At 45.7% G+C, this 11,330-nt stretch carries 11 protein-coding genes and 1 pseudogene; 9 read left to right on the top strand and 3 right to left on the bottom strand.

Going from position 1 to position 11,330, the window contains the following annotated elements; translation table 11 throughout:
• Nucleotides 1-61 precede the first annotated feature (61 nt).
• Genes pilV through C2M24_RS01495 form a run of 6 tightly spaced genes read left to right on the top strand, consistent with a single transcriptional unit; the run spans nt 62 to nt 6,710 of the window.
• On the top strand, nt 62-628 hold the full coding sequence (gene pilV, locus C2M24_RS01520) for a type IV pilus modification protein PilV (RefSeq protein WP_105213062.1): 567 nt from the start codon (nt 62-64) through the stop codon (nt 626-628).
• Between the two features lie 9 nt (nt 629-637).
• Complete coding sequence (locus C2M24_RS01515; RefSeq protein WP_105213061.1) at nt 638-1,675, top strand: PilW family protein; 1,038 nt, start codon at nt 638-640, stop codon at nt 1,673-1,675.
• Nucleotides 1,657-2,163, top strand: a complete 507-nt coding sequence (locus C2M24_RS01510) for a pilus assembly PilX family protein (RefSeq protein WP_105213060.1) — start codon at nt 1,657-1,659, stop codon at nt 2,161-2,163. The genes C2M24_RS01515 and C2M24_RS01510 overlap by 19 nt, the downstream gene beginning before the upstream one ends.
• 31 nt (nt 2,164-2,194) lie before the next feature.
• Nucleotides 2,195-5,998, top strand: coding sequence for a pilus assembly protein (locus C2M24_RS01505; protein WP_105213059.1), 3,804 nt, complete (start codon nt 2,195-2,197; stop codon nt 5,996-5,998).
• A complete protein-coding gene (locus C2M24_RS01500; protein ID WP_105213058.1) occupies nt 5,998-6,402 on the top strand; it encodes a type IV pilin protein in 405 nt (134 codons plus the stop codon). The genes C2M24_RS01505 and C2M24_RS01500 overlap by 1 nt, the downstream gene beginning before the upstream one ends.
• Before the next feature lie 5 nt (nt 6,403-6,407).
• Nucleotides 6,408-6,710, top strand: a complete 303-nt coding sequence (locus C2M24_RS01495) for a hypothetical protein (RefSeq protein WP_105213057.1) — start codon at nt 6,408-6,410, stop codon at nt 6,708-6,710.
• Between the two features lie 287 nt (nt 6,711-6,997).
• On the opposite strand, the gene C2M24_RS01490 is transcribed toward C2M24_RS01495, so the two are convergent.
• Entirely contained in the window at nt 6,998-7,537 is a 540-nt protein-coding gene (locus C2M24_RS01490) for a GspH/FimT family protein (RefSeq protein WP_105213145.1), read from the bottom strand.
• Between the two features lie 47 nt (nt 7,538-7,584).
• Nucleotides 7,585-8,130 (bottom strand): pilus assembly FimT family protein, encoded by a 546-nt coding sequence (locus tag C2M24_RS01485; protein WP_105213144.1) that lies wholly within the window; start codon nt 8,128-8,130, stop codon nt 7,585-7,587.
• A 128-nt stretch (nt 8,131-8,258) separates the two neighbouring features.
• On the opposite strand from C2M24_RS01485, the gene glnB reads away from it, so the two are divergent.
• Nucleotides 8,259-8,597, top strand: a complete 339-nt coding sequence (gene glnB, locus C2M24_RS01480; RefSeq protein ID WP_105190133.1) for a nitrogen regulatory protein P-II — start codon at nt 8,259-8,261, stop codon at nt 8,595-8,597.
• A gap of 95 nt (nt 8,598-8,692) precedes the next feature.
• On the opposite strand, the gene C2M24_RS01475 is transcribed toward glnB, so the two are convergent.
• Entirely contained in the window at nt 8,693-9,451 is a 759-nt protein-coding gene (locus C2M24_RS01475; protein WP_105200986.1) for an outer membrane protein assembly factor BamD, read from the bottom strand.
• A 123-nt stretch (nt 9,452-9,574) separates the two neighbouring features.
• On the opposite strand from C2M24_RS01475, the pseudogene rluD reads away from it, so the two are divergent.
• Both rluD and pgeF read left to right on the top strand, forming a co-directional pair.
• A pseudogene (gene rluD, locus C2M24_RS01470) lies at nt 9,575-10,551 on the top strand (23S rRNA pseudouridine(1911/1915/1917) synthase RluD).
• Complete coding sequence (gene pgeF / locus C2M24_RS01465) at nt 10,532-11,290, top strand: peptidoglycan editing factor PgeF (RefSeq protein ID WP_105213056.1); 759 nt, start codon at nt 10,532-10,534, stop codon at nt 11,288-11,290. Before rluD ends, pgeF begins: the two are co-directional and overlap by 20 nt.
• The last annotated feature ends 40 nt before the right edge of the window (nt 11,291-11,330 follow it).

Here is an 11,330-nt window from a genome sequence, read left to right as displayed (position 1 = left end):
CGTTGAGCCTGGTGCTTGAGTTACTAAACTGTTAAGAATTACTGCAACTCCATGGATCATTATGCGTCATCAACAAGGTTTTACCCTCCTCGAAACGCTTATCGCGTTTATTGTTTTAGTCTTTGGTCTCCTCGGTGCCATCGCCTTACAGGCAAAGGCAAAGCAGGCTACCTATGACGCCATGCAGCGTGCGGCAGCGCTGGGCGTTGCCAACGATGTGATTGAGCGTATGAAAGCCAATACCGAAGGGGCGCTGGCGGGCAACTATAACGGCAATATTGCCAGTAGTGATACGCCACCGGAAGCAAGCAGCTATAAGAGCTGTATAAACAACGGCTGTAGTGCAGCTGAAGTTGCTCTGTTTGATAAGGAACATTGGCGTAAGTCGATTCGTGGAGTTGATGCAACCGGTTCGCAGCCAGATAACACGGGTTCGTTGTCTGGCGCCATGATTTGTATTGATACCACCAATGGTGGGGCTGATAACCGAACTATTAAAGTGACTATTTCTTGGGATTCGCGTCAAGAGTTGACCAGCAATGCAGGTGCCGGGGCGGTTAAAGCGGATTGCGGTACCAATGATGACCGCCGCCGTGTTTTAGCACTTAATTCATTTCTATTTGTGTAGGGAGCGACAATGGATATAAAGCACAAGAGGTTTAATCGAATAGCCGGTTACACCCTATTAGAGCTAATGATCGCCATGGTCGTTGGTTTGTTTTTAATTGGCGGGGTTATGTTTACCTATTTGAGCATGAAGGTGACCACCTCGGATACGGTGGAGATGGGTGAGTTGCAAGAAACTGGGCGTATTGCCCTAGATATCTTAGGAAAAGATCTGAAAATGGCAGGCTTTTTTGGCCGCTTAAATATTTATTCTTTGACCACAGCCGATGTCTCTGGGGTGACTGCCCCTGCAGGGGACTGTATTGACGAGGTCTTTAGTATAGGCAGTTTTCCAGGTACGGGGGCTGTACCAAACTTTCCCGTTATATATGGACTAGAGGCTGACTCTGCAAATGAGCTTGGTTGTATTACCGATGCTAAGACCGGCAGTGATGTTATTCAAATTAAACGAGCAGCGGGTGAGGAAGTGTCTGGCCAAAACACACAGACTGGCCAGTATTATGTACAAACCACCTTATCTGATGCGCGCTTTATCGAAGGTGATAGTAATCCTATTCCATTTGAACTAGGTAAGGGCGTCTGGCCCTATGAACACTTGGTGTACTACGTAGGTGAGGATAAATATACCTCGGGCGGTAAAGAGATTACCGTGCCTGTGCTTAAGCGTAAGCGTTTAATTGGCGATCAAATGCAAACTGAGTCAGTACTTGAAGGTGTGGAAAATATTCGCTTTCTTTACGGTCTCGACAACGATGGCAATGGCGATGTGGATGAATATCTAGAAGCGGGCGAGATGACGCCTGCACATTGGCAGCAATCGGGCCCGACACGTATTAAAACCGTGCAAGTATCCGTATTAGTGCGTGCCACAAAGGAAGATAATAACATTCAGTTACAAAACAAAACCTATACATTAGGTGGGGATGCCGCCGCCACACAACGAATATTAACGGGTGCGGATGTGCCAGGAAATTATCGTCGCATGGTGTTTGTTTCAACCTTTAAGATTAACAATGCTGGAGGCAACCAATGGTTAATAGCACTTTAGGACGTACTCACCAACAAGGGGTGGTGCTGATTGCAGCCCTGGTTATGGTGTTGGTAGTGAGCGGCGTAGCCGTAACCCTTATGAGCAGTAGTAGCGTTGATATGAAGGTCATTAATGCGGCGCAAGATTATGACGAGGCTCTTACTCAGGCTTACGCCGATAGTAGCCGCGCTATTTTTGATGAAATAAAGGTAAATAGCGCAGTTAATTTTACTAAGCCTAATTTAGCTCCATTTCCAATCGATGGTATTAAGCCTAAAGATGAGGTGATCACGCTAACTGCTAAGGACGCTACGGCTTCTTTGTCTTTGCTTAAGGCACCTGGAGTACCTAGTGCTACCAACTGCTCGCGTAAAAAATCGGCACATGCCACTGGTGCCCAAATTAAGTGCAGTCGAGACTTAAGGGTCGTTAGTGAAGTGAATTATGGAAAGAATAACCGCCATTTGGTCAGCGTGATTGCCGGTATAGAGCAAGAGTCTCTGTAACACGAGCGGCATAAATTAATAGGTGAACGACATGAAAGTTTTTAAAAAATTAGCTTTGCTGTGTGCACTATCTGTGCCGGCAGCAATACATGCTGAAGATATAGAAGTTTATGTGGGTAATATGGGCGCCACGGGCGCCAAAGCCAAGGTGCTGATAATAGTCGATAACTCCGGCAGTATGAATGAAACTGTCATAGCTCCGCCTCCTTATAATACCAACGAGGAGTACCCAGAAACCGGCGCCGAGTCCGGTAGCGGTTTTAAAAATGATTTTGTCTTTTACTCTGTCGGTATTCCCATCGATGAGATAGCGCTGAGTGACATAGAAAACCGCTCTGATGCAAAACGATTTGATATGTTGCTTAATGGTTGTGACGCGGCGAAAGAAGCTCTAGCCAAGTACGGTTATTTTACTGGGAAAATGCTTGAGTTCTCAGGGATCAATAATGGTGGCTGGATTAATCTGAAAAATGACAATGGCGGAAATATGAAAAACCCCGTTGATTGTTTAGCTGATTTCCAAAATGACGATGGCGATAATGCCTTTCAATCTCCGGTAGACACCAAAACATTGATTGACCCGTATTTGAAAGTTGGGCCTAACGATGAATATAGTTCTGCTACCCATGATCAGCTTAAAGGTTTTCCCTCAAACAGCAATTACGAGAACCGCCATAAGCCATTTTTTGGTTACAGTGGCGAAACCCCTCATTCCCAGTACGACGAGTACGAACGTTCAAAAATGGAGGCTGAGTTTGAAAATGCCAATGTGGTCACACTTTATTCTCCCAATTATATCCGTTGGTATATAGCCAACAGAGGAAACACTGCTAACAAGGATCTTAAGATCGAAGTGGCTAAAAATACGATAACAGCAACTCTTGGCGCCACGCCTGATGCCGAGTTTGCCTTGATGTTATATAACCTGAATTTCCCAGAAGAAAACGATCGGGATGGTGGACGTCTAGTTGCAGGCTTTGGTCAGGATGAAACTATTGTAAATAGTCTGGTTACCTCAATTGAAGGTCAAACGAATACACCTCTGTGTGAGACCCTGTTTGAAGCTTACAATTATTTCGGTGGCCATGCTGTAAAGTTTGGTGATGATGATACCGACTGTAATGTTGATACTGACGGTAACGCCGCTTGTGCTGGCCTTAATTATCAAGCGAATATCCCTGCATTTGATACGTCTACAACAATAGACGGCGCTGGTGACATTTATAAAACTCCCTATACTAACCGTGGCGGTTGCGCCGAAGATATCAGCATTATTTACATTACAGATGGGGCGCCTACCTTAGATAACGCGGCTGATGTACCAATAGGTGCCCTTTTTGATAATTATGTTACTAGCCAAATTCCCCAAATAACCCCTTCTATTAAGCCAGATATAGATGATTTGATTAAATACGAAGAAGTAGTTGAGGGGGAAAATGGCGAGCAGTTAGTAACAACAAAATCAAGCTATTTACCAGCACTTGCTCACTATATGAAAAAGCAGGATATTAATCAGAATATCCCAGGTAATCAGACCGCCACCTTATACACGGTTGGTTTTGGTGGAGGCGCACCTGAGGCTCTTCTAAGAAAAGCTGCTCATGAGGGGGGAGGTAAATACTATTCTGCCACTACAAGTGAGTCATTGCAGTTTGCCCTTGACGATTCTATAAATAAGATCCTTTCTGAATCCAGTTCATTCACAGCCCCTTCGGTTGCAAGTAATAACTTTGACCGTACCCAAACCTCGGATTCTGTTTATTACGCCATGTTTTTACCTACGGAAGGTGCCCGCTGGGCAGGCAACCTGAAAAAGTTAAAAGTCTCTGATGGCAAAGTCGTCGATGTAAATGGCGTACAGGCCCTTGACGGCGATGGCAATATTAAATCAGGTAATGAAATAGTAACCACATTTTGGAGTGCGGCCCCGGATGGTGATGAAGTACGTGCCGGTGGTGCCAACTATGTGCTGTCGCAGCTAAGTGCAGATAACCGTAACGTATATTCTAATTTTGTAGATTATGGTGTGTCCCTAGATGAACCAGATGCTTCATTAACTGCGTCAAATGTTAATAAGTTTTATGGCAATGGAAATGAGACGGTTGGTGAGCCGATAGCGGCTGAGAAACTTGGGGTTTCAGCTACAGAGATCACTGGCTTGATTAATTGGGCCCGTGGTTTTGACGTAGATGATGAAGATATTGATGGTCAAACCAATGATACACGTCAGGATATTATGGGTGACCCTTTACATTCGCGCCCGGTGGCTCTGACTTACCCTGACGGTGAAATAAAAATTATTCTGGGAACTAATGCCGGCTTTGTGCACTTGTTCTCGGATAAAAATAATACTTTGACTGAGCAGTGGAGCTTTATTCCTCACGAACTGCTTAGTAATTTAAAGACCTTACGTAACAACGAATCGGGCGAGAAAGTCTATGGTATGGATGGCACCGCCACCGTGTATTTTAACGACAAAAATAACGATGGCATTGTAGATGATGGCGTGGATACGGTATGGGTCTTTATCGGAATGCGTCGTGGTGGTAATTCATATTATGCAATAGACATGTCTAATAGCAATGCGCCCAGATTAATGTGGAAATTGGACCCTGCTTCTCCTGGATTTGAAGAACTTGGCCAAACCTGGTCTCAGCCAGTTGTTACTTACCTTAAGGGCTATACGTACGACTATATCGATGCGCAAGGGAATAAATTGCAGAAGCCTGAACCTATTCTAGTGTTCGGTGCTGGTTATGACACAAACAAAGACACGGGCTTCGGAGTAGACTCTGTTGGCCGTGGTATTTATATGGTTAAAGCCAGTGACGGTAGTCTGGTTGGCAAGTTCACTAATGGAGACTCAAGTGGTGGTCTTGCCTTCGAAGGCAAGCATAGTATTGTTGGTGAAGTTGCTATGCTAGATAGTGATTATGATGGCTATACCGACCGTATGTACGCCAGCGATACCGGCGGTAATGTGTGGCGCTTTGATATGCCCAGTACAGATAAGAGCACCTGGTCTGTGTTCCATTTCGCCGAGTTAAGTAATTCAGAAATACTATCGGAGCAGCGTCGTTTCTTTTATGGCCCCTCGGTAGCTCGTACCTATTATACGCAAGTAAAAACCACCACAATTGATGGTAAAGAATATATTACTAGGCAGGAACTTCCTTACGAGGCCGTGTTGGTGGGCAGTGGTAACCGCTCTCACCCGTTGGAAACGATCGAGAGCAACTACCTCTATATGTTGCGCGATACAAATACCATAACAGAGTCTTTTACAGAGGCTTTAGAGAATGTACCTACGAAATTAACAACTTTGGATTTAATGAATATTTCGGGTGCACCACTTGAAGATGTTGAGCCCGATGACGAAGATTTTATAAATTTTGAGAAACAACTGGGCAGCTCCCAAGGCTGGTATTACTCACTAAGCCCAACCGAGAAATCACTTGCCCAACCAACAGTGTTATTCGGTGTTGCTTACTTCACGTCCTTTACGCCCAGAGAAGAAAATGATATCGCCAATTGTGTGTTGGCCGGTGGTATGGGGCGTTTATACGCATTTAACCTGCATTATGGCTCCAGTGTATACGACTTTGGTCATTCTCTGGATCTAGGTGATAAGATCCCGCCACCCCCGACTTTTATCGTGGAAGAAGAGTTTTATTGCTTAAACTGTGGTACCGATGATGAATCTGCACCTGATACGCCGGATAATGGTAAGTTGTTAGAGTTAATCGGGGTAGATGAAAACGATCCGACTAAAACAACCAAGCCGGGCTTTAGAACCATACAAAACTATATTTTCCGCCAAGAGGACAATAACTAATGGAAAGAAGTAACGGATTTACTCTTATTGAATTGATGATTACTGTCGCAGTAGTCGGAATTTTAGCGGCTATTGCCTATCCGAATTATCAGAGCTTTGTTATTAGCAGTGCCCGCTCAGAGGCCATGAGTGCAGTGCTCGATGCTGCTAGTAAGCAGGAGCAATACTTTGCAGATAACCGTCAGTACACTACGGACATAAGTAAGTTGGGCTTAAATACTAAAACCGAGTCAGGTTTATACGCCTTATCGGCCACCGTAGATGGTCAAACGTTCGAAATAACCGCCACTCCCGATGGGGGTGTGGCGTTAAAAGATACCAAGTGTACTAAATTCACCATAACCGAGATTGGCTTGAAAGGTTCAGAAGGAACCGCCGATGTCGATACTTGTTGGAAGAGGTAAGCTATATGAAAATTTTATCAAAATTAATGTTAGCGGGTGCCTTGGTTGCCTTGTCGTCAAGCGTTTACGCTAAATCGCTTAACGGTTATAAGTGCTATGCCTTGTTAGAAGACAATACCTTTGCCGTTATCGATGTGGAGATAAAGCAAAAAAGTAAGGCGCAGGCGGCTAATGCGGCTATTGCAGAAGGCCATAAATACCCAGGCAAGAAGCTACAACGGGTAGCAGAAATTCAGCAGTGCGTTTTACGCAGTGAAGAGTTTTCCGATACTAACGCACGTAAATTGGATAAGCTGAAGTTGCGTTAGTATCAACAAACCTAGTTTTACGCTTTAGAAAATGCCAGCTTTGCTGGCATTTTTATTTGGCTTATAACGTAGTTTTGGGAGTTATATGTGCTTTGGCTTTACTCTATCGTTTCGTTTAAGTATCAATTGAGCCGAGATTGATATAGAGAGCCTTCCCAATATAAGTGAGCCCGTACACGTGAACGTAGTGATGCAGCACGGCATTTACAAGGTGCCTGTTGTTCGAGGTGAACCTCCAAAAAAACACGAGAGTCGGGCGGTAACCAAATCATACCCTTGAAGCGTTCCTAATTACATTTGTCGCTATCCTCAAGTAAGCGAATTCGGCCGACTAGACTCACGGTAATACGCAGTGCGGGTTGATTTAATTTGGGCTCTGCCGAGCAATAGACAAAGCTGCCGTTATTAAAACCCAGCAACATTCCCGTGGGTTTAAAACTGACACCGGTTCGCGAATAGTTGATGCGGTCGCCTGAACGAGGAGGGGAGATAACATGCAGGATCTGTTCGTTAGCATTGCGCTGGCGGTCTTGATTTTCGTCAACAAAAATCATTATGTCGTTTTGCCAAGAATCTGTGCATTGCTGTGCTATTTGCGGGCAGATTCTTACAAACTGATTATGGTAGATGGCGTAGGCGCGGGCCGACATTACATTGCGATGCAGGGTTTGCATATAGTTAGTGCGGCGATTAGTAAGTTGTAGGTCACCGAAGCTAAACAGAGCGATGCTGATAAGAATAGCGGCTATTGAGATAGCAACCATTAATTCTACCAGCGTCATGCCTAAGGCGGCATGATGTGAATAAACCAGAGATTGTGCTTTCATCCTTGAAGCCCATATCTAATCCTTTAGTTATAAGGTTAGCTGCCTTGTTAGGAATCGCAAGTACTGGTGGTTTTACCTCGGTCGCGAATGGTGCCAGCAGGCATTACTTGAAGCTCAACATTGTATTTATTGTCGCTGGTTGGGCAATAAATAAAGCTTTGTGTTGTATTCACTTGACCGCGCTGGTCAAAGATTAAGAACTTATCTGTAGCGGTACTTTTTAATTTGCTATTAGAAACAAGTGAAGACAATGAGCGCAGTAAAATATCATTGTCTTTTTCAAAACTACCGCTGTTGTCTATATCGGAAAACATGATGATGGTGCCCGTTGTCCAGTCTGTCGCACAAGAGCCATTTTCTCCCGGGTTGGCCATGGCGCACATGATCACTGGATCGCCGGTAGTCATGGCTTTAGCGCGGGCGAACTTAACCTGGCGCTTAAATTCCATGGCAAAATTATTGGCTTTTTCTTTATTCGTCATTTGTGTGGTGCTGAATAAAGCCATACCCAGCAAGATGGCACCAATGGCGATTGCGACCATCAGTTCAATAAGAGTAAAACCGTGTTGTTTTGTAAAGTGATGATTTTTCATTACATCGTCCTGTTGGTGTAATTATATTAATTTTAACACCATTAACGCATTAGTCACCCCTTTTGGTGTTTGCGTCGCCGTCAACAATTGACTAAAATCGGCTCATCTGCCAGCGCAAGAACGAAAATATGAAAAAAGTAGAAGCTATCATCAAGCCATTTAAATTAGACGACGTACGAGAAGCCTTGTCGGAAGTGGGTATCACGGGCATGACAGTCTGCGAAGTGAAAGGCTTTGGGCGCCAAAAGGGCCACACCGAGCTCTATCGTGGCGCCGAGTATATGGTCGACTTTCTGCCTAAAGTGAAGCTGGATATTGTCCTTGCCGATGAAGATGTCGATCGTGCCATTGAAGTCATAGTAAGCACGGCACAAACGGGCAAAATTGGTGACGGTAAAATTTTTGTGACCGATGTCGAGCGTGTAGTACGTATCCGTACACAAGAAGAAGACGAACAAGCCATCTAATATCAATTACATTAGTAAAATTGGTATTCAAGCTATAAAAAATCCGATGTGTTGAGCATCGGATTTTTAGTATCTTGGTTAAGCTGTTTAAATACTTAACGTTTATCCTTGTTTAATTCCAGCGTTTGTCTGGTGTGCGCAGCCACGTCATCAAGGCCCAGCTTTTCATAGCTCTTCACCATCATTTCCAGCGCCGGGATTAAATAGCTGCTTTGCGAGAAATGCTCTACCACATATTTACCACGGTTGGCGGCCGCCAAATAAGCCTCACGCTCATAGTAATAATTCGCTACCTTTAACTCATTACGAGCCATTTTATTTAGCAGCCATACCAAGCGACGTTTGGCCTCGGGAGCATATTTACTCTCAGGGTAATTATTGATCAGAGTTGAGAAATCACTAAAGGCGACGCGAGTGCGCTGGGCATCGCGGTCGGCGCGGTCAACACCAAAGTATTCCTGAAATGCATTTTCATCCGCCTTGATATTCACCAAGCCACGCATGTAATACATGTAGTCCAAGTCTTTATGGTTGGGGTTTAAGCGAATAAAACGGTCGATGGTAGCCAGGGCCTGCTCGGTATTGCCAGTTTGATAGTGAGCGTAGACCAAGTCCATCTGTACTTGTTTAGAAAATGGACCGAAAGGATAGCGAGCATCAATAGCCGAAAGTAATTCTATCGCACGGGCGTAAAGGCCCGAATCTAGCGTTTGGCGTGCGTCTTCATAGAGCGCCTGCGCCGATTTATTAGGCACGCGTTCTATTTCTTCTTGCTCTGGTGCCGATGAACATGCGCTAAGTAAGGAGGCCGTGAATACGACTGCTAATGCCCGTTTACTTATTTTATTTATCATTAATTAGGTACCTTCGTTGTCTTTGGCTAGGCCAAGTAGGTAAAACCGAGTAAACTATGCGAATTATGCGATTCTAACCCAGTCAAGCAGACCTTGCACTGGTAAATTAGGTAAAACTTGCTTATGGCAGAACAAATTTCCCTCAGTGCAGAGGTTCCCGTAGAGCTGGGCGGTAAACGTCTAGACCAGATTTTAGCGCAATTGTTCCCAGATTATTCTCGCTCGCGCATTAAAACTTGGATTCTCGATGACATGGTGCATGTTAACGGCCTGGTGGTAAACACCCCACGTGAAAAATTGTTGGGGGGAGAACAGGTTAACATCGAAGCCCAGCTGGAAGCACCGCGCGAGTATGAAGCACAAGATATCGATTTGAATATCGTTTATGAAGACGATGATATTTTAGTGATCAACAAGCCTGCGGGTCTGGTTGTGCATCCAGGTGCAGGTAACCCAGATGGCACAGTGCTTAATGCCTTGTTGCATCACTGCCCGGAAATCGAAAATGTGCCGCGTGCCGGCATCGTGCACCGACTGGATAAAGATACCACGGGTCTAATGGTGATAGCCAAAACCATACCGGCACAAACGCATCTGGTTGCGGCGCTGCAAAAGCGTGATAACTTTACTCGTGATATGAGGCCATTTGTTATGGCACCATGACGGCGGGTGGCATGGTGGATGCACCTATTGGCCGTCACGCGACTAAGCGTACCCATATGGCGGTAACCGAGTTTGGTAAGCCGGCGGTAACTCATTACCGTGTTGCCGAGAAGTTCCGCGCTCATACGCGCCTGCGTCTGCGTTTGGAGTCTGGACGTACGCACCAAATCCGTGTGCATATGGCACATATTAGCCACCCCTTGGTAGGTGATCCCTTCTATGGTGGTCGACCGCGTCCGCCGAAAAATGCCAGTGAGGAATTTATCAGCGTATTGCGTGGCTTTAAGCGCCAGGCTCTGCATGCTATTAAGTTGCAGCTTGCACACCCGATCACAGGTGAGCAAATGCGTTGGCAGGTGCCAGTGCCCGAGGATATGGTTGCCCTGACCGAAGCCTTGCGTCTGGATACCCAGCTAAATGGTCACGAAGACTATTAATTCCAGCGTTTTTACCCCAACCTGGCCTGCGGCCGCTCTAGCAGCCGCACAAGTGGGAGCATTGCAAACCACTCGGCAGGGCGGTGTCAGCCAGGGGATATATCAAGGTTTTAATCTCGGCTACCATGTTGGTGATGATAACGCCTTGGTTGCCCAAAATCGCGCTTTGCTGGATGCTTGCCTGCCTGCACCGACGCACTATGTGCAGCAGGTACACGGCACTCATATCCATATTGTTAGTGATCAAAGCGATACCAGCCATATCGAAGCAGACGGCTTATTCACCCGCTGCGCACAAACACCGCTTGCTATTATGACAGCAGATTGCCTGCCCGTTTTACTTGCCAGTGATGATGGTGAAGAAATTGCCGCCTTGCACTGCGGTTGGCGCTCTTTGCAAGGGGGAATTATTGAAAAGGCTATCCCCTTATTTAATGTACCAGCCGCTAAGATATCCGCGTGGCTAGGACCGGCAATTGGCCCCTTGGCATTTGAGGTCGGCGCCGAGGTCAAGGCACAATTCCTTGCCCTTGATAGTGCCCATGAGCTTGCCTTTAAGCCTCATGGCGATAAGTTTCTTGCCAATTTACCCCTGCTGGCAACACAAAAGCTGAAAGGCCTTGGTGTGACCGCTCTTGCCGATGCGCAGCAATGCACTTATTCATTGGCCGAGCAATACTTCTCCTATCGTCGCGATGGTCAAACTGGGCGTATGGCAAGTGTGATCTGGCGCAAATAATCGTCCATTTTTTGCTCGTTCATCTTGAACATTGTCTAAC

Source organism: Pseudoalteromonas sp. T1lg22, assembly GCF_002964645.1.
In the GTDB taxonomy this organism is placed as follows: domain Bacteria; phylum Pseudomonadota; class Gammaproteobacteria; order Enterobacterales; family Alteromonadaceae; genus Pseudoalteromonas.
This window is presented reverse-complemented; position numbering and strand designations above follow the sequence as displayed.

Bases quoted from the DNA above. Each gene is read 5' to 3' on its own strand.
- pilV (WP_105213062.1), top strand. From the start codon at position 62: ATGCGTCATCAACAAGGTTTTACCCTCCTCGAAACGCTTATCGCGTTT.
- C2M24_RS01515 (WP_105213061.1), top strand. From the start codon at position 638: ATGGATATAAAGCACAAGAGGTTTAATCGAATAGCCGGTTACACCCTA.
- C2M24_RS01510 (WP_105213060.1), top strand. From the start codon at position 1,657: ATGGTTAATAGCACTTTAGGACGTACTCACCAACAAGGGGTGGTGCTG.
- C2M24_RS01505 (WP_105213059.1), top strand. From the start codon at position 2,195: ATGAAAGTTTTTAAAAAATTAGCTTTGCTGTGTGCACTATCTGTGCCG.
- C2M24_RS01500 (WP_105213058.1), top strand. From the start codon at position 5,998: ATGGAAAGAAGTAACGGATTTACTCTTATTGAATTGATGATTACTGTC.
- C2M24_RS01495 (WP_105213057.1), top strand. From the start codon at position 6,408: ATGAAAATTTTATCAAAATTAATGTTAGCGGGTGCCTTGGTTGCCTTG.
- C2M24_RS01490 (WP_105213145.1), bottom strand. From the start codon at position 7,537: ATGAAAGCACAATCTCTGGTTTATTCACATCATGCCGCCTTAGGCATG.
- C2M24_RS01485 (WP_105213144.1), bottom strand. From the start codon at position 8,130: ATGAAAAATCATCACTTTACAAAACAACACGGTTTTACTCTTATTGAA.
- glnB (WP_105190133.1), top strand. From the start codon at position 8,259: ATGAAAAAAGTAGAAGCTATCATCAAGCCATTTAAATTAGACGACGTA.
- C2M24_RS01475 (WP_105200986.1), bottom strand. From the start codon at position 9,451: ATGATAAATAAAATAAGTAAACGGGCATTAGCAGTCGTATTCACGGCC.
- pgeF (WP_105213056.1), top strand. From the start codon at position 10,532: ATGGTCACGAAGACTATTAATTCCAGCGTTTTTACCCCAACCTGGCCT.